Consider the following 15,981-nt stretch of genomic DNA (forward strand, 5'->3'; position numbering starts at 1 on the left):
TGACGCAATCTGGCAGATGTGCCACGAATCATTGCAGGTCAGAAAGTGTTTCCACTGGTCGGCTCCCGAGTGTGCGAGGGCACTCGCACACAGAGCACGAATTTCTGTCACGTATGACGTGAATCTGTGGCGAGAGGGGACTCTCACACATTAATCAGGCAAATTTGCTGTTTTCGTGTGTTCGATAACATCAAATATTAGGTAACCCTCGTGTTTTGATCAAGCGGGTCGGTGGAGTTTTGGTTCGCTCTAACCGACTGTCAGAGAGGCTCTTTCGAGTTTGTCTGATATTGCGAGATTCGGCCCAGTCGAATAGGTCGGTAAAATCAGCCATATAAAATCTGGTTTATCAGTCGTGGCTGATATCAACCACGAGTATTTGTTTGCGAACTTTGATCATCGGAGGGCCGGGTTCTTGGTGCGTGGCCACGTCCTACAGATGGACCGTGCTGTGGGCGTCGCCCGCTCGGGGCGGCGGTGATCAGGCGGCACGCTGTTGCGGATGCTCCTCGAATCCGGTTGCCAGCGGGTGTGTTTCGCCGGTCATGGCTGAAAGTGCTTCGGCGACTTCGTGAAGCGACGCCCTCACGTAGGTGAAAGTGGCGCCGATGTTTCCGGCGGTGTCAGTGTGTCCTGCGAAGGCGCAGGCCACTGCGTAGCCGCGGTGGCGTTCGACCCAGGTGAGGGTGGTGTAGCGCAGCCAGTGTGCGGTGACCTGTTGGGTTGCGACCCACGGCAGGTGCTTGCCGATCCGTTTCCAGAGGTAGTGGTAGCCGCGGCCGGTGATGGGTTGTTCGTTGCGGTACCGGAGCAGCTGTTCGTCCTTGTGGGCGCCACGCTGGCGATGTGCCTGCAGGGCGCGCATCAGGGTGGGGGAGACTGTTGCCAGCGGACCACGCCGCCCTTCTCCCGGAGCTGGACGAGGCATTGCTCCGGGGCGAGGTCGCATGGGCGTAGCGCGAGGGCGCCGCCGCGGCGGCAGGCGGTTTCGATGTGCAGTCGCAGGATCAGGGTGTCGAGGTCGGGGTCGTTGCCGGTGGTGGCGGCGACCCGGTTTATCTCGGCGAGCAGATGATCCGGCAGCGCCCGGCGGTTGTTCGGCAGGCGCCGGGGTTTGATGATGTGATCGGCGGGGTTGGCTGCGGTAGTGATGTGGCCGTCGGCGTGCGCTTGCCGGTACAAGGCTCGGAGTGCCCCGACCATATGCTCGGCGGCCGAACGTCCCCCACATGTGTTGCGGCGCACGACGGCCGGCTGCTTGGCTTGCTCGATCAGCTCCCTGATTTCCAGCGGCGACGGCTCGGTGATCGGACGTGGACCCCAAGCGGCCGCGATGCGCTTCCAGTATGGGCCGTAGGTGCGTGAAGTGCCTGGGGGAACAGCATTTTGAAGCCGGTCGATGTATTCCGCAAAGGTCGGTACCCTCCGGTGCTCTTCGGTAGAGCCGAGGAGCAGGTCCTGCGGGCGCAGTCCAAGCCGGGAGAGCAGCAGCCGAGCCGCTTCGATCTCGCCAGCGGTCATGGCTGCGTCCACACGGTCGGGTCGAACGCCCACAGCGCAGCGCTCGCTGCAGCAGGAGGGAATATCGCGAGCCCGCCGAATTCCGGTATCGCGGCAAGGAGTAGCCGGTCGCTGTGTTCGATCCGGGCGCAGTGCCGAACCTGGGCGGGAAGGCGTAGATAGCCGCGGTCGCTGATCACGTCGGGCCCATTCGCATTATCGAAAACGACGACGACGGCGTTGACGATCGTGAAACCAACACGTTGCCCGGAATGCCACTCGAGATGCCGGAGCGATGAGCGATCAGCGAGGCGTCCGAAATTATCCATCGTGGATTCCGCGATGTGAGCAGCAGGCGTCGTCGGCCCTGGGACGCTATCGACTCGTAGGAGCGGTAGCTCGAGGCGCGGCCTTTCAGTCGCGGTCGTCATGGTCACCGCCGAGGATTGGCCTCACGTTGGCCAGCAGCGTTGAGGCATGGATGCGGACATCTGTTCACTCCGTAAACCGACCGCATATTCAACAAATCCCGTCGGTTCGGCGGGTCCTCGATTCGTTGCCTGTGCCGATGTCGAGACAGCTCCGTCTCCGCGTTGGCCATGCCGGGCGATGATCATCATGGCGTCGGCGTCCGAGACGCCGGTGCCGGCTACCCGCCCGGCTGGTGGCCGCCGATGAGGACACTCCGGCGCACGGGTCGGCGTGGCGCAACGCCGCGAGCGCTTGGCGCGCGAACGGCCACGCACAATCGCCGAAGTCGTCGCACTCCTGGACCGGATCGGCGCCGGTGCACGTGTGCGCGGTGGCCGATCAGATTTCGCCGAGGCATGGATGGACCATGATGCGGTTGGCACGCTCCGACGAGGCAGGCGCACACCGCGAACTCGCCGCCACCGCCACCATCCGCCTGGCACGTATGCCACCGCCCGAGGCCACGATCGTCACTGTGGCCGGAACTGGATCGACATTCTTCTCGTCGTCGGCAATCACGGCACGGAATCCTTTGGGCCGGCGTGTATTCAACTCGGCCGTGGTGCACGACCGCTCTGGCTGATCTGACTACGCTTGCGACATGCGCTTGGCAAGGACATGGATCGGGGTGGACGTGACCGCCACCCGGGTACGGGGGGACATCACGAGCGGCAAGATTGTCGTCCACTCTGCGATGGGCCGAAGGCAAAACCGCCTTGTGCGCCGCTGGACCCACCGACTCAACGAGGAGCAGAAGCGCGCCACTGGCAACGTAGTAGTCGATGACGAAGGCCGAAACCTTCTGACAGGCTTGATCGTCGACCAGCTCGCGCCCGCCTTCGCCCACTTGGACAACGGCGCCAGCCCCGGAGACCTCGAACTCGTCGACCGCGTCGACGCGGTCGGTGATCTGCACTGGCGTGCCCATTGGATCACCGCACCGGACGGCTACCCGGTCGGCCTGATTGTGTGGCTGGCTCCCGGCCCCGTCCCCGCCCGCCCGATCTACAACTCCTGGATTCTCGATCTCGAAGCCATGACAACTAGGAGCGCCGGTGATGATCTGGCGATCATCGGCACTGACCGCAAGGTCGGCGAGCCGCGCCCCATCCGCGATTTGCTGGCCTATGCCAACGCAGCCGACGTACCGAACTTCCTCGCCCTCTACTGGGACGCCAGCACCGCACCGAAAGGCACACTCGCCGAGGCGATGTGGTCGATCAAGACACCCAGTGCAGCGAACTGGGTGCACTTCTTGTCGAGCGCGCACTCGGGCATCGGCCCCACCGACACCACTGTCTACGGCATCACCGCGCAGCTCCCCGCGCGCCCCGATGGGCTCGACCTCACGCTGCGGCAGATAACGCGCTTCAGCGGGACATCCCTGATACTCATCGACGCCGAACGCCAAGTCGTTCTGCACGCCTCGGGGGTGCTGCGCGATCAGCTCGACGCCCAGCGTGTCGGCGAGCTGATTGAACAGACCCACCTCGCCCAGTGGCTCGACGGCTCATCTGGCGCCGCGACCTACACCACGTGGTTCGAGGGGAAGGTTTCGATCGCCGGCCGGGAGTACGACGCCACCGCATGGCCGCTGCCCAGTGTCCAGCAGAAACCCGTACGGCCCGCCGCGATCGTGATCCAGGCCCACCACGACGACGACATTGTGGTGGCCTGACTGGTCACACGGAACGACCAGGCCGCGGGCGGGGTGTTTGGCTCCGGCGCGGTTCACGCGCTGTCCACAACGCTATCTGCCCTATCCGATGCAGCTGCACGACACCCCATGACGCCTCGAGCGCCCGCCGCAGCCCCGATTCGTCGTCGCCCGCGTTGTGGAACGCTCCCTGGCGGCGAAAGAACGCGCCGACCGCGCGGCTCAACAGTGTCGCTGGCTCTGCAAGCACAGTGGAGCCGAAGAACACCCCGTCATCGGTCGTGCACGCGGCGATGTGCTCGAAAGCTACCCCCTTGATGTCCCAGCCGCCCGGAACACAATGCATTAGCAAACTCGCCGCAATCGAGGTGAATTGGCGGCCGACAGGCAACGGGCTCAGCACCGAACCGTGATGAGTCCGGGCGATGATCCCCCGCTCGCGCAGCCGCTTCGAAGTCACCGCCAGCGGGGGCGGGTTCAGGTCGAGCAGTTCCACGTCCGGAGTCGCGACATCGAAGCGTGCGTGCGCGAGGAGCCATCCGGTTCCGGGGCCGATATCCAGGTGGTTGCCCGACACCGAGCGATCGTATTGTGCGAGTAAATACGAAGTATCGCAACGCCATACGCGACTGTTGTTGAACCCTAGAACACATCGGTCGTAGACCCGGAGAAGTTTCGGCGAATACGGGGCGGCACCGTCGAGCTCGGTGCGGCTAACCTGCGGTCCATTCATGCAGCGGACTCCAAATCGTGAACACGAGGCACCCGGAGGCAGCCTCGAATCAAAGGCATCTACTGCCGGGACTCGGGAAAACTCGCCGGCCAGGGCAATGAATCATAACAACCCGACACGGCCCACAGGAACGCAGGAACCACTTGGCTAGCAACATGCCAGAAACCGGACGGTTTGCGTCCCTGGGGTGGCCGCGAACTAGTGCCAGCTCACATGCTGGTCCGCCACAGCACGGCTTCGGGTAGCTCAAGGATGCCGACCAGCTCCCCGCCGAGAATGTCGGCGATTGCCAGCGCTGTGGTTCGTTCGATTCGCCCGCTTGCCACAACCGCAATCACCTCCATCAGCCACTGTCCAGAGTCTGTGGCGCCGAGGTTCACCGTGATTGAGGGCCGAAGCGAGTGCTCTTTCAGCATCAACCACGCCCGGCGCAGCTCAGCCACGGTAGGCCGGGTGTTGATCAGCTCCACCGGCAGGGCGTGCAGTAGCTCGTGCCAAGCAATAGGAGCATTGACCTGGCAGAGCCATGGCCCTGTCGTCGAGTCCATGGGTTCGGCTAGACCGTAGCTCTGGGAATCCCAGGTGCACGGGATGAGCGTGTACGGCGCGATCACGTCCCACAGAGCAGAGGGCATACCCGGCCGAATCCGGTCCAGGAAGACTTCCAAGTGTTCAGGCTTGAGATCTGGGCGAAACTCCATGGACTCGATCTTCGGCTCCATTCTGACGCCCTCCATTCGTCCCCGACAACGAGCTACCGCATGATGATGGTGGTACAGACACGGCAGCACGGCGACCAGCTCGACAACGGCTAGCTGCTAGCCATCGGGCCAGCAATCCTCAGTTCGCGCAGAATCTTCCGGCGCGTCGCGCGCACAACCGCCCTCCGAGGTGATCGACGATGTCGGCTGGCGTGTCGAGCGACCGGAGGACGAGGTCCGCACCAGCGTCACTGACGACCCGGTGCGGCGCCACGATCTGTTCTTGGCAGCCATCGATGCCTTTCCAGTGGCGACGGGATCATGCTGCGGATGAACTGGTCCATCGCCGTTGGGCTGCGGCCGGCGCGAGATGTACTCGCGGAGTTCGTCTTTCACGATCGTTGTGAGGTTGTCCATGTGAGATTCGGTCGCCTCCGGGTATCGGCGCGTATCAGATGTCCTGCCGGCGTGCGGTAGGGTCTCGATCGTCACTTGCGGGGTTCTGAAGGGATGGGGAATGAATCAGTCGCAGAACGAGTTCCGCGTGTGCGGCCATGTGACGAAAGGGTATGCGATCGGGCTCATTGTGCTCGCCGTGGTCATTGCTGCCTGGATGGTATCGCCGCTGTGGGTGCCCCAGGACGTCCTCTCGAACGAAATCGCCGCTGTGGTCGTTGGACTACTGTTCTTCTTCTGGGGGTTCAGGAAGCAGGTCTTCCGGCAGACGATGATCCGGGCCACTCTTGAGGGCCTGGAATTCGACAAGAACGTTCTCCGGGAGCCCTGGCAGCACATCACGTCCGTATCGATCGGCACCCTGGCCTCGGTCGGGGTGGATAGCGTCACCAAGCAGGAGAGCCGACGGTCCTACTGGCCCATCCTGATCGTCAAACGGACCGCGGGCGGCGTCACGACGACATACCGGTACGAAACATGGTTCGACCAGCCGTGGCAGGAGCTGTTCCGATACATCCACGCCGTCGCGCCGCACGTTCAGTTGGCCGACGTCCGCGAAGCCCAACGCGACGCGCACGAGGCCAACCGGCCTGGTCGTTCGAATGTGTACCTCGACCGCAGTTTCGACGTGTAAACGGCCAGCGCGTGGTGCGCGGTCGTCGTAGCGGCATGCCCGCATGGCACCGACCGTCGTGCGATGCCGCCAGGGCGGATAGACCTTATCCGCGGCGGGATGCCCCAGGCAGCAGGAAGGCAGCGACAGTCTTGATACGGCCACCAACTGGATGGCACGCAAAGGCGTAAACACGCAGCTCAACGATACTGTTCGCCGAGCCCAGGCACCCCGGAACAGTGTTCGGGACGGAGAGGTCGCAGGTTCAAATCCTGTCACCCCGACTCGTTGGTGCATGCTCGTCTTATCCCCGGCGGCTCGACTCCAATTCGCCACCTCGGACACGCGAAACGTTGCGCCGCAGTCGTTGCAGCAACGCGTTGCCTCGACGTCCCACGGACCTCACCATGGAAATCCGCGCAGTCTCGGTATTCAGGGTTCGCTGTATGTCAGCGCGAAATGCCGCCCGCAACTTCATCAACGTCTGAAGCGTCTGCCCCTGGACGGACTTCCACTCGTCCGAATCGATTTGCTGCATGTAGTCGAACTGCATCAGCAGCACCGACTGTCGGTGGTAAGCGAAACGAGTGACCATCACCGTCGGCAACAACTCCTTGCTGGCAACAAGCTCTGCTGTCGCAGACAAGATCGGGCACCCGATCACACTCGTTGGCAGTAGAGCGGAAGGTACCGCGCACGCGTTTTCCGACTGGGACTACATCGTCGACGGCTTCAACAACCAGATCAGAAAGAAAATCTATAACTCCCTACCGATCGGACCGGCCGAGTTGGGATATGGACGCAGATTCGACATCCTCAGGGGACCGATAGACACGAGCAGACCGTACATAACCTTCAATCCGAGGTAGGCATATATGGATGTAGAGCTGCAAGAGGTCGCGAACCGTCGAAACATCCGGTTTGTGATTCGACGCGCAAATTTCCGGGTCTGTTGGTGCAAGGGGACACCCTGAAATCTTTGATGGAGATCGTTCAGGAGGATTGTCCGGGGTCGTTCGCCCATGAAACATTGGCCGAATGGGTTCAACTCTACGAGTCCATGATGGACGAGGCGGGCATCAAGCTGCCATACCATCGCGAGCAGCAGTAATGATAAGTTCACTTCAGGATGTCAAGCCTGGTGCGCGTTCTAGTGTGCAATCCGGCATGAATGTGCGACGGTATTGCACTGCCGGGAGCTGTGGATGAGGTACGTGAAAGTAACGTGGCACCACGCGTGTGACGAGCCTGTCCTCTACTTCCATGTGGGCCGACGGGAACAACGAGACGGACACGGCAGGACTCGCCGAAATACCTATTGCGCCGGTCGCGGAAATCGCCAGCCGGCTCGAGTTCGACGCCGAAGAGATCTGTAGAGATCGGTTCGAAAGTGAGTGGTCGAAGGCCCGCGGCGTGGTGTAGCGCATTAAGGAACGTGAAACGCTTGACAGCGAGTCCCTCGAGGCAGGCGAGTATGCGTATACCAGCTCGAAGTTGTGCAGCGCGCTCACCGTACGAGGGTTGCCTGAGCACCCCCGCAGCCAAGACCTCGCGTACACGGTGCTCGCCGAGTAGTTTCACGTGCCGGCCGGGAGAACTGCTACTACGGTGTTCGCTACTCGTGTCAGCTCGGTGCACAGTTCGGGCCGTCTACCATGCTCGTTCACCGCAGCTTCGAATATGATCGTTCTCGGTGCGACGCCGGACTTTGGATCCCGTGCCACGTCGGATGCTATGTCGCAGAAGTAGTCCGACTGCGCCCAGTACAGCATGACCGCGGGGCGGCCGCCGATTGTCAATGGTGTTGGCCGCGCATATTTATCGCGGTCGTATGTCTCGGTCGCAAACGAGGTACTGGTGGATATGACGAGGACCTCGTACCAGGTGCCGTGCCATGTGCACGACGCATAATTGCCTGTCGAGCTTCCTCCAGAGCGCTTCGAACGCGGTTCGAGACCGGCAGTGGCGATGTCGGTATCGGGGATTCCGCATGGATCCCATAGGGGAATCTGGGCAGCGGTAGTCGTTGGCGCTGCCGTGTTGGACGTGCTGGAGGACGAGGGCCAGGTGAGTATTGTTGTGGGCAGCACCGATTTGGCGTGCTGAGCAACAGCTTTGGCGATCGATTCGGCACCGGCCTGCAGATCATTGCGGAGTTCCGGTGAGTCGCCAACGGGAAGGGACTCCGGGCCAGTCCTGGCCGGATGTCTCAACATCGACTGTCAGGTTTCCGATTCTGAATCGAAGGCCGATCCGCACCGGGCTCGCCTTGGGCTGCTCGAGCCAGGTGATCGCGTCGTCGCCGATCCCGAATACGGTCGTCGGTGGCAAGGTGTTGCTGGTCGTGGTGGCCTGCGCCAACAAGCCGGTGGTGGTTGCCCCGACTGGAGTGGGCAATGTGATGATGTCGTAGGAGATCCTGACGCTGCGTGACATCGGTACTCGATAGGGCTTCATGGGCTCACGGGGAACCGGATCTACATAGTTGATGGGCGCAGTGCAGACTCTGCATGTACTCGCTACTGAGACGTTCTCAGCCGTTCCTTGCGTTCCTCATCGAGGGCTTCTTGAGGAGGGTCGTGTATGCAGACCCGAACAGCTCGAAGCCGTCCTGATACTTGGCAATCCGCTTGTCGGTGTTGATGAACGGGTACAGGCGGGCTAGGAGCTGGTAGTTCTTCGTCAACACCTCGGCCGCACCAGGATTGGCGTCCAGGAAGCTGTTGGTAGCTCGCACGGACTCGTATCCGTGGACCGTGAGGTCTAGGCCGTCCGCGTCAGCGAGCAGGTCTTCGATGCAGGCAAAGGTGGTGCGGAACTCGGCGACCAGCTCGGACACGTCGGTAACGAACCCCGCCGCCCTGGTCGGACTCCGCCGCGGTAGGGACGGCGACGGCCCGCTGGACCTCTTCTGCCAGTCCGATGTAGTCCACGACCACGCCAGCGGTCCCGCGCAGGATATGGAGCACCTGCTCGTTGACCCGCACCAGCCCGCCTTCGACAGTGTTGACCGTGGCGACGATCTCCTCGACCATGGCGTCCACGTCGAACCCGTCGATGACGTCAGGGTTGAGCCGGACGATGGCGTCCCGAAGCTGGGAGGTGATCACCGTCTGCGTCGTCTCACGCGGCAACGCCCTACTGGCCGCGAAGTCCCAGCCCTCACCCGAGCCTCAGCGCTGATCTGTTACAAGAAACTTGCGAAATCAGCCACATGAGACACGGTCTAAAGCCGGTAGCCGCGTATCGTGACTGTGCGCTTTTCTCCCGAATGCTCCAAGTTCGTGATGCCCTCCCGCGCTAATACTTCTCCGCGCCACTAGCCTCCACCGCAGCAGTTCAGCCAGGCATAATTTGTGGGTTTCCTATCTAGCACCACAGAACACAGGCACACTCAGCCCATCGCGTGTCGACGCTCGGTCCGTTCTATCCGCTCTAGCTGGTCAGCCAACTCTACCCACGACTGTGCATTGGCTCGTGCCAGCCGGGCCAAGATGCTGTGGCAGTGGCTCGGCGAATCTCCGATGAATTGCTGCCAGGCCCGAATTTCGCTAACCGATGCCGTCACATGTCGCAGGATCGATCGACCTTTCTCATTGAACCGCAGGGCCGGATCATTCTGTAGAGACTTCACAATCTTTCCCTGCAGGGTCGTTACAGCCTCGCGTAGCTGACGCAGGGCGGGTCCGGAACTTGGTGTTGTCAGCACAAGATCTCCGTCGCGGACCGGCGGTCCCGGCCGACAATCACGCGAGGCACCCGCATTGTCGATCTGGCTCGATTCGCCATGTACGACCACTGCCCCCTCGCCACGGCTCAAACGCGCACGAACATCACGGACTGTGCTTGGCGAGATCCCGGCCAGCCTAGAGATTTCCCGGAGGGACGCGTCGGGTCGGTCATGGATGATGTCTGCCGCTATCCGACGTCCCTTGTCCGCATCCACCGGGCGCACCTTGCCGTCGCCACCGACTCTGCTATCAGACTGGGTGTCCGCACCCGTTGTATGACGACGCAGCACACCGACAGTCTTGTGTGATAGACCAGCGGTACGCGCGATCAATCGGTCCGACCAGCGTGGATGGGAACGCATCAGCCGCACTGCGGCAGCCTTACGCTCACCAACCGACAGCGGCAGTCCATGCACGACATTCGAATGCACAGCCACGGCGTATGCGTCGGCATCCTCACCCTCGAAGAACCGGACCGCAATCATCTCGTGGCCGAGCGCTCGCACTGCGGCGAGCCGGTGCGCACCATCTATCAGCCGCATTGTCGACCGGTGCACAATTACCGCAGGTAGCTCCCCCACCGACTCCATCAGCACGCGCACATGATCAGCACTCGTACCCGCTTCTGCCCGCACGTCCAGACCAGGTCGAATAGCGGCGACCGGCGTCAACTCGACCGGCACCGACTGCAACTTCGAAATCCAGTCCAAAACCGGAGAATTACCACTACTGATCGGGAAATCCGATTCCTGAATTTCTTCACTCATACCCATGCCCTTGTCGATCACAACACAAGCCCAACAGCCCATTGCCGGATCTGCTGACGAAATACTCAATGATATGGTTTGACGAGTAGGAGTCCTCGATAAGAAGCCAGCGCGGGGCCTACACGACGGCCGGGTCGCCGTACACTACGACCGTTTCGTCGTCGATCTTGGATTTCGCCGATACCATTACGTAGGAACGGACTATGAGTCCGGTCAGGCAACCATCGGCTTTGATACTGGTTCGAACAATATCGATGCGCTGCTCGTGATCTTTCAGGGAGATCTTTTCGACAACGAAATCCGATATCGTTCCCGCTGCAAGGCCGGCGGTTATTTGTGGTTTCACCGCTATTTTGGGCGACACCTTCGACCGTCGATCGTCCGGCGACTCGAACACCTGCGGAGTTATCACGAGCACGCTGGGTGGTACGAGCCCAGCATCGATGCCGAGGGACGCAGTGATCGACCGCAAGGATGCTGCGCATCCAACATGATAGCCGACTGTCAGCTCGGCGTCCTTCAGGTTCTTGAATACAGAACCGGTTATCTCGGCGTAGGCCGAATTGCTCACCACCGCTTCCCGAGTCGGGAGGGGTCCGGGACCGGTCGCATTGACAACCTCCTCGTCGCGGTGTCCGACGATCAATGTCCGACCGTCCGCGGTCCGAACCGACAGTTCGTGTCGGTCACTCCGCGGAACGTCGGCTGAGGCGCTGGGTGCACTCGTGATCAGGGCGACCACAGTGAGCGATGCGTACAACCCACCACGAATTCTCTGTTCTACCTTCACCGCAGCTTCCGTCTTACAGCGGGATCGGGTCACCGTAGACCGCGACCGAGTCGTCGTCTTGGGTGGATTTCGCGGCGATAATCGTGTATGAGCGGATACTTGCTGGCCCTACACAGCCGTCGATCTTCACATGGGCATTGCGGGTGGTGATGAATGCCTTGGTGTCCTCTATCGGCTTTTCGCCGGTAGGGAGATCGGCAACCTTGCCCGGTGCCAGCGTGACTTGGAAGCTCGGCGAAATCGAGGCGGTCGGACCGATATTCGCGCCGACGGTGGGGGTCGGGATGCCGGGGTTGATGAGGATGCCCGGGGTGAAGCCGACGTTCACCGAAGCGCCCAGGGTGATGGATGTCAGATCTACGGCACACCCCACGTGGTAGCCCGTCCGTAGTACCACGCCCTGCAGTTTTGAGCCGCGCCCTGCGATCGAGCCGTAGGCCTGGTTGGTTACGAAGACTTCGCGGGTGGTGCCGATGCCGTTTAGCGGGGGGACGCGGTTGGCTTCCTCGTTGCGATGGCCGACCACCAACTGCCAGCCGTCCTCCATGGCGACGGAACTTTCATGGGGTGGCAGGGATAGCCCCTCCGCCTGGGCATTCGTGGCACCGGCCAGCAGAGCGGCACCCACAGCCGCCATAGCCGGGATCAACTTCTTGGTACGCATCAGCTCCCCCTTTTCGATCGAATGAACCGAGTCGACCAACTCCCTGGGCCGCTCGGCATTGCGCGGAACGCTAGGGCGCAGTTGCCGGGCACCGCAATCCCACAATTGCGCCGTACAGAGGGATTGTGCAGGTCACACACAGTGCAGATTTAGTCCGGTCCGGACACAGCACGGCAGGGGTCACGGACAACATGCATGCAGGAATGGGCCCCAGGCAGATCGCACACACGGGCTCGCTGGCCTAGTACGGACAGGTGACGAAAAATGTTGGAAATCAAGGGAACTGAATCAGCCTCGCCGCCGTCTATACCTCTCGTAGAGACAGACACGACCGACCGGCCGTCGACGACGGGGTCTTCGAACAGTTCGGGGGAACGCATGACGCTGGCATCAACTGACACAGCCCAGTACGCCAACCGCGGGAGGCCCGAGCGAGGGGAGTTCGCCAGACAACTGTCTGCCCTGCACCGGGACGCGGGCGCCCCCTCGTTGCGGCATGTCGCCACGCTGGCTCAGCAGCGGGCACGCAATACCGAGGGCGAGGGTCGTTCGGCACTGGCGACGGCGCAGCGGATCAGCGACTGGATGAACGGACGCAATGTTCCGGCGCGGTTCGAATCGCTGGTTCCGGTCCTGCATGTCTTGGGCGCACGGGCACGACGCCGCGCCGGAACGCCCCCCGAGACAGTGAGTCTGCAAGCCTGGAGGTCACTGTGGGCGGCGGCGCGGCGCGCCCCCGCCGTATCGGACGCCACGACCCAACCGCCGTATCCGAATGCCGATGGGTTCTCAGAAGGGCACGAAGCTGCCTTCTTCGGGCGGCAGCGTGCCATCGGTTCCATCCTCGAGATGGTTCGAGCATCCGCAAGTTCACAGCGCAATGCCGGTGCCATCGTGCTCACCGGCGCGTCCGGTATCGGCAAGACCGCGCTGCTCCAGGCCGGCGTCATTCCTGCCATGAGCGCAGAGTCGACGCGGTGGAGGGTCGTCGTCACCACGCCAGATCGCAATCCTCTCTGCTCGCTGGCGCGAACATTCTGTGCCACAGAATGTTTCAGCACACCCGAGCCGGATCTCGACGCCGTCCGGCGATGGGCCGGTGACCGTCGGCTGCTGCTGATCGTCGACCAATTCGAACAGTTGTACCGGCCTGATGTTGATGCGACGGTCCGCGAGAGGTTCCTGATCTGGCTGAAGCAGGTGTCGACGATCGGGTCGGTCCTCGTTGCGGTGCGATCCGACCAGCTCACCAGTTGCTCCCAGCCTCCGTGGCTGGCGCATTCCATTCAGCACAACAGCTTCACACTGAACCCCCCAGATCGTCAGGAGCTGATGTCGGCTATCGTCGGTCCACCACGCACACGCGGAGTCACAGTCGACCCTGCCGCAGCAGAACTGCTGATCACCGAGCTAGAAGGAAGCCGACCAGCCAGCGACGACCCTACCGCCGGCGTCGGCGTGCTACCCCTGCTGTCGGCGACCATGCGATCGATGTGGGCAGGGCACAGCGGACGTCGACTGGACCTTGCCGCCTATCACCGGGTCGGAGGCGTGGCCGGAGTGGTCGGCCGAATCGCCGAACAGACCTGGGAGGCGCTGACATCGACAGAACAGCTCGATGCGCGTCACATCCTGCTGGCATTGGTCACCGTCCACCGTGACGGCACCATCACCCGCTGCCGGACATCAAACGCGGAACTCGCCCACATCGCCGCACGGACCAGCACCGGGCCCGACATCGTTCACCGGTTGGTGCAGGCACGGCTAATCAACCTGGAATCCGACTATGCATGCCTCGTGCACGACGCCCTACTGAAGTGGGATCGACTATATGGCTGGATAACCGAGCGTCGGTCGCAACTGATCTGGCGGCAACGCATCGAAGACGACGCCGCAGAGTGGGATGCCGCCGACCGTGACCCCGGCCTCCTCTATAGGAGTGTCCGGCTGAAGACGGCAATCCGATATGCCGATCCCACCACAAATACCCTGGCCACCACATTCCTCCGGGCTTCTGCCAGAGCCGAACTCGCTGCATCGCCAGCTGAGCTCCAACCCGAACTCAAGTATCCGAGAACCGCCCGACAGTGAGAACCGCCCTCAAAGCCAAGTATCAGCTCCGTTCCGCGAGCACGGCCGTCACATGACTGGACGATCGGCGGTCTGGGGCTGCTGCTTCGACATCCGACACTTGCGGTCACATCGGTGCTGATAATCAGTCATCTGAGTGCCTGTGAACAAACTGATCGAATGACGTGTCTGGTGTTGTGATCTGCGGTTTTTGGTGCGGGCCTGTTGGGGCGGTTGCTGGCGGTTTATCGTCGGGGCGGGGGCCGATGGAGGCGAATCATGTCCTGGCGCGAGGAGCTGGCCCGGCGCGAGGCCGGTCTGGACGAGGAGGTGGCGCGGCTGCGTCGCCAGATCGATGAGTTGACCGATCAGCTGGCCGCGGCCGAGCTGGCGTTATCGAGACTAGCGATCACTCGGGAGACGATGGCCGAGTTGCTCGCCGAGGACGAACCCACCGGAAACGGCGTGCCGGGTGAGGCCGATGTGAGTGCGAATATTGTGGCAGCGCAGCCTGTTTCGGGTTCGGGCCGGGCGTTCGGATTGGTGCTGGTGCCGCAGCGCGAGGCGGGTATGGACGCGTCGGCGGTGTTGCCGGGTGACTACTGCGACATTCTGGCGATCCTGGCCGAGGCCGGGAACGGGTTGCGTGCCGGGCAGGTCGCGGCCGAATTGGGGATCACGGTAACCGATCGGTCGAAGGTGGAGGCGTTGCGGTCGAAACTGAAACGCCTGGTCACGCGGGGGTGGGCCGCTCAGGCGCCGTCGGGGGTTTTCACGATCGCCGAATGATGCTGGTGTCGTGGGTGATTGACACTCCGGCCGTGCTGCGGTGTGGCATCGCAGTGGGGGCGGGACCAAGTGGTAGCCAAGGGGTCACCACAACTCCTGCACCCACAAGGCCCCGCCCCATGTCGTTCTACCCTGCAACGCTTTTCGCTGGCGCCGATATCGCTGAAAACGGGTGCGTGTGTGGCGTGCCGGTTCGGGCACGGCACCCGCCGACCCTCCAGGGCGCGCCGCTACACCACCGACACCAGCGACGCCCAATGGGAGCAGCTGGCGGCGGTGTTGCCGTGGCCGGTCTGGCTCGACGGCGGCGGGGGCCGGCCCGAGGAATACTGCCGCCGCCAGATCATCGACGCGATCTTCTACCTGGCCGACAACGGCTGCAAATGGCGCAACCTACCCTGCGACTTTCCGCCTTGGCGCACCGTCTACGGCCTGTTCCACCGCTGGTGGCACAGCGGAGACGTCACCGCAGTGCATATTGACATGCGAGACCGCTTGCACACCAACACTTCTCGGGATCCCGACCCGACTGCGGCGATCATCGATTCCCAAACTCTGCGCGCCGCTGAAACCGTCGGCACCGGCACCCCCGGCTGGGACGCAGGCAAGAAACAGAACGGCCGTAAACGCCACATCATCGTCGACACCCTCGGGCTACTGCTCATCGTGCACGTCACCGCTGCGGGCGTCCAAGACCGCGACGGCGCCCGCCCCGGCCCTGCAGCAGCTGCGGGAACTCTTCACCACCCTGGCCTTGGTCTGGGCCGATGGCGCCTACTCCGGCAAACTCGTCGACTGGGCCCGCCAGCAACTCGCCCTCACCCTCGAGATCGTCAAACGCAGCGACGACACCACGGGATTCGTTGTCCTACCACGACGTTGGGTCGTCGAACGCACCCTGGCCTGGATCACCAGACGCCGACGATGCGTCCGCGACTACGAACGTCTCCCCGAACACCACGAAGCCATGGTCACCTGGTCCATGATCATCCTCATGTCCCGGCGACTGGCTCGCACCCGAAAATGAGCAGTTTGTTCA

Annotated in this window: 20 protein-coding genes and 1 pseudogene; 8 read left to right on the forward strand and 13 right to left on the reverse strand. The window is 62.4% G+C overall.

The annotated features are described in order from the left end of the window. Window positions 1-481 precede the first annotated feature (481 nt). Genes OIE68_RS39625 through OIE68_RS39635 form a run of 3 tightly spaced genes read right to left on the reverse strand, consistent with a single transcriptional unit; the run spans window position 482 to window position 1,829 of the window. Entirely contained in the window at window positions 482-865 is a 384-nt protein-coding gene (locus OIE68_RS39625) for a hypothetical protein (protein ID WP_327096019.1), read from the reverse strand. Beyond that, complete coding sequence (locus tag OIE68_RS39630) at window positions 865-1,521, reverse strand: hypothetical protein (RefSeq protein ID WP_327096020.1); 657 nt, start codon at window positions 1,519-1,521, stop codon at window positions 865-867. The genes OIE68_RS39625 and OIE68_RS39630 overlap by 1 nt, the downstream gene beginning before the upstream one ends. Next, window positions 1,518-1,829 carry a hypothetical protein gene (locus tag OIE68_RS39635; protein ID WP_327096021.1) on the reverse strand — a complete coding sequence of 104 codons (312 nt, stop codon included), beginning with the start codon at window positions 1,827-1,829 and terminating at the stop codon, window positions 1,518-1,520. Before OIE68_RS39635 ends, OIE68_RS39630 begins: the two co-directional genes overlap by 4 nt. Window positions 1,830-2,164: 335 nt before the next feature. Here OIE68_RS39635 and OIE68_RS39640 point away from each other — a divergent pair, with 335 nt between their 5' ends. Beyond that, window positions 2,165-2,554, forward strand: a complete 390-nt coding sequence (locus OIE68_RS39640) for a hypothetical protein (protein WP_327096022.1) — start codon at window positions 2,165-2,167, stop codon at window positions 2,552-2,554. Window positions 2,555-2,599: 45 nt separating this feature from the next. After that, window positions 2,600-3,649 (forward strand): hypothetical protein, encoded by a 1,050-nt coding sequence (locus OIE68_RS39645; protein ID WP_327096023.1) that lies wholly within the window; start codon window positions 2,600-2,602, stop codon window positions 3,647-3,649. A 4-nt stretch (window positions 3,650-3,653) separates the two neighbouring features. Here the strand turns inward: OIE68_RS39645 and OIE68_RS39650 are convergent, their stop codons facing one another. The 3 genes from OIE68_RS39650 to OIE68_RS39660 all read right to left on the reverse strand — a co-directional run bounded on the left by OIE68_RS39650 (window position 3,654) and on the right by OIE68_RS39660 (window position 5,554). After that, window positions 3,654-4,205, reverse strand: a complete 552-nt coding sequence (locus tag OIE68_RS39650) for a class I SAM-dependent methyltransferase (RefSeq protein ID WP_327096024.1) — start codon at window positions 4,203-4,205, stop codon at window positions 3,654-3,656. A 365-nt stretch (window positions 4,206-4,570) separates the two neighbouring features. After that, the gene (locus OIE68_RS39655; RefSeq protein WP_327096025.1) at window positions 4,571-5,083 is read right to left on the reverse strand and encodes a hypothetical protein; all 513 of its coding nucleotides are present in this window, start codon (window positions 5,081-5,083) and stop codon (window positions 4,571-4,573) included. Window positions 5,084-5,179: 96 nt separating this feature from the next. Then, a complete protein-coding gene (locus tag OIE68_RS39660; protein ID WP_327096026.1) occupies window positions 5,180-5,554 on the reverse strand; it encodes a hypothetical protein in 375 nt (124 codons plus the stop codon). A gap of 25 nt (window positions 5,555-5,579) precedes the next feature. On the opposite strand from OIE68_RS39660, the gene OIE68_RS39665 reads away from it, so the two are divergent. The 3 genes from OIE68_RS39665 to OIE68_RS47280 all read left to right on the forward strand — a co-directional run bounded on the left by OIE68_RS39665 (window position 5,580) and on the right by OIE68_RS47280 (window position 7,553). Beyond that, window positions 5,580-6,152, forward strand: coding sequence for a phage holin family protein (locus tag OIE68_RS39665; protein WP_327096027.1), 573 nt, complete (start codon window positions 5,580-5,582; stop codon window positions 6,150-6,152). Between the two features lie 566 nt (window positions 6,153-6,718). Beyond that, complete coding sequence (locus OIE68_RS39670; protein WP_327096028.1) at window positions 6,719-7,000, forward strand: hypothetical protein; 282 nt, start codon at window positions 6,719-6,721, stop codon at window positions 6,998-7,000. Window positions 7,001-7,394: 394 nt separating this feature from the next. Further along, window positions 7,395-7,553: a DUF6881 domain-containing protein gene (locus OIE68_RS47280; RefSeq protein WP_419150629.1), complete on the forward strand. Its 159-nt coding sequence runs from the start codon at window positions 7,395-7,397 to the stop codon at window positions 7,551-7,553. Window positions 7,554-7,708: 155 nt separating this feature from the next. On the opposite strand, the gene OIE68_RS47285 is transcribed toward OIE68_RS47280, so the two are convergent. The 7 genes from OIE68_RS47285 to OIE68_RS39700 all read right to left on the reverse strand — a co-directional run bounded on the left by OIE68_RS47285 (window position 7,709) and on the right by OIE68_RS39700 (window position 12,083). After that, window positions 7,709-8,347, reverse strand: coding sequence for a DUF3558 family protein (locus OIE68_RS47285; RefSeq protein ID WP_419150630.1), 639 nt, complete (start codon window positions 8,345-8,347; stop codon window positions 7,709-7,711). Continuing rightward, window positions 8,277-8,567, reverse strand: a complete 291-nt coding sequence (locus OIE68_RS39675; RefSeq protein WP_327096029.1) for a hypothetical protein — start codon at window positions 8,565-8,567, stop codon at window positions 8,277-8,279. The genes OIE68_RS47285 and OIE68_RS39675 overlap by 71 nt, the downstream gene beginning before the upstream one ends. A gap of 97 nt (window positions 8,568-8,664) precedes the next feature. Then, window positions 8,665-8,970, reverse strand: a complete 306-nt coding sequence (locus OIE68_RS39680; protein WP_327096030.1) for a hypothetical protein — start codon at window positions 8,968-8,970, stop codon at window positions 8,665-8,667. Continuing rightward, window positions 8,909-9,265: a hypothetical protein gene (locus OIE68_RS39685; RefSeq protein WP_327096031.1), complete on the reverse strand. Its 357-nt coding sequence runs from the start codon at window positions 9,263-9,265 to the stop codon at window positions 8,909-8,911. The genes OIE68_RS39680 and OIE68_RS39685 overlap by 62 nt, the downstream gene beginning before the upstream one ends. Before the next feature lie 260 nt (window positions 9,266-9,525). Then, complete coding sequence (locus OIE68_RS39690) at window positions 9,526-10,650, reverse strand: hypothetical protein (RefSeq protein WP_327096032.1); 1,125 nt, start codon at window positions 10,648-10,650, stop codon at window positions 9,526-9,528. A 97-nt stretch (window positions 10,651-10,747) separates the two neighbouring features. Then, window positions 10,748-11,419 carry an MspA family porin gene (locus OIE68_RS39695; RefSeq protein WP_327096033.1) on the reverse strand — a complete coding sequence of 224 codons (672 nt, stop codon included), beginning with the start codon at window positions 11,417-11,419 and terminating at the stop codon, window positions 10,748-10,750. A 13-nt stretch (window positions 11,420-11,432) separates the two neighbouring features. Further along, window positions 11,433-12,083, reverse strand: a complete 651-nt coding sequence (locus OIE68_RS39700) for an MspA family porin (protein ID WP_327096034.1) — start codon at window positions 12,081-12,083, stop codon at window positions 11,433-11,435. Between the two features lie 378 nt (window positions 12,084-12,461). Here OIE68_RS39700 and OIE68_RS39705 point away from each other — a divergent pair, with 378 nt between their 5' ends. The 3 genes and pseudogenes from OIE68_RS39705 to OIE68_RS39715 all read left to right on the forward strand — a co-directional run bounded on the left by OIE68_RS39705 (window position 12,462) and on the right by OIE68_RS39715 (window position 15,969). Next, window positions 12,462-14,174, forward strand: coding sequence for a hypothetical protein (locus OIE68_RS39705; protein WP_327096035.1), 1,713 nt, complete (start codon window positions 12,462-12,464; stop codon window positions 14,172-14,174). Between the two features lie 258 nt (window positions 14,175-14,432). Next, the gene (locus tag OIE68_RS39710) at window positions 14,433-14,942 is read left to right on the forward strand and encodes a hypothetical protein (RefSeq protein ID WP_327096036.1); all 510 of its coding nucleotides are present in this window, start codon (window positions 14,433-14,435) and stop codon (window positions 14,940-14,942) included. A 276-nt stretch (window positions 14,943-15,218) separates the two neighbouring features. Further along, window positions 15,219-15,969: pseudogene (locus OIE68_RS39715) on the forward strand (IS5 family transposase). Window positions 15,970-15,981 lie beyond the last annotated feature (12 nt).

Source organism: Nocardia vinacea (genome assembly GCF_035920345.1).
Classification (GTDB): Bacteria; Actinomycetota; Actinomycetes; order Mycobacteriales; family Mycobacteriaceae; genus Nocardia; species Nocardia vinacea_A.

Excerpts from the sequence above, each read along its gene's own strand:
- OIE68_RS39625 (WP_327096019.1), bottom strand. The coding sequence starts at position 865 with ATGCGCGCCCTGCAGGCACATCGCCAGCGTGGCGCCCACAAGGACGAA.
- OIE68_RS47280 (WP_419150629.1), top strand. The coding sequence starts at position 7,395 with ATGTGGGCCGACGGGAACAACGAGACGGACACGGCAGGACTCGCCGAA.
- OIE68_RS39675 (WP_327096029.1), bottom strand. The coding sequence starts at position 8,567 with ATGTCACGCAGCGTCAGGATCTCCTACGACATCATCACATTGCCCACT.
- OIE68_RS39710 (WP_327096036.1), top strand. The coding sequence starts at position 14,433 with ATGTCCTGGCGCGAGGAGCTGGCCCGGCGCGAGGCCGGTCTGGACGAG.
- OIE68_RS47285 (WP_419150630.1), bottom strand. The coding sequence starts at position 8,347 with ATGTTGAGACATCCGGCCAGGACTGGCCCGGAGTCCCTTCCCGTTGGC.
- OIE68_RS39655 (WP_327096025.1), bottom strand. The coding sequence starts at position 5,083 with ATGGAGCCGAAGATCGAGTCCATGGAGTTTCGCCCAGATCTCAAGCCT.
- OIE68_RS39635 (WP_327096021.1), bottom strand. The coding sequence starts at position 1,829 with ATGGATAATTTCGGACGCCTCGCTGATCGCTCATCGCTCCGGCATCTC.
- OIE68_RS39665 (WP_327096027.1), top strand. The coding sequence starts at position 5,580 with ATGAATCAGTCGCAGAACGAGTTCCGCGTGTGCGGCCATGTGACGAAA.
- OIE68_RS39630 (WP_327096020.1), bottom strand. The coding sequence starts at position 1,521 with ATGACCGCTGGCGAGATCGAAGCGGCTCGGCTGCTGCTCTCCCGGCTT.
- OIE68_RS39700 (WP_327096034.1), bottom strand. The coding sequence starts at position 12,083 with ATGCGTACCAAGAAGTTGATCCCGGCTATGGCGGCTGTGGGTGCCGCT.
- OIE68_RS39705 (WP_327096035.1), top strand. The coding sequence starts at position 12,462 with ATGACGCTGGCATCAACTGACACAGCCCAGTACGCCAACCGCGGGAGG.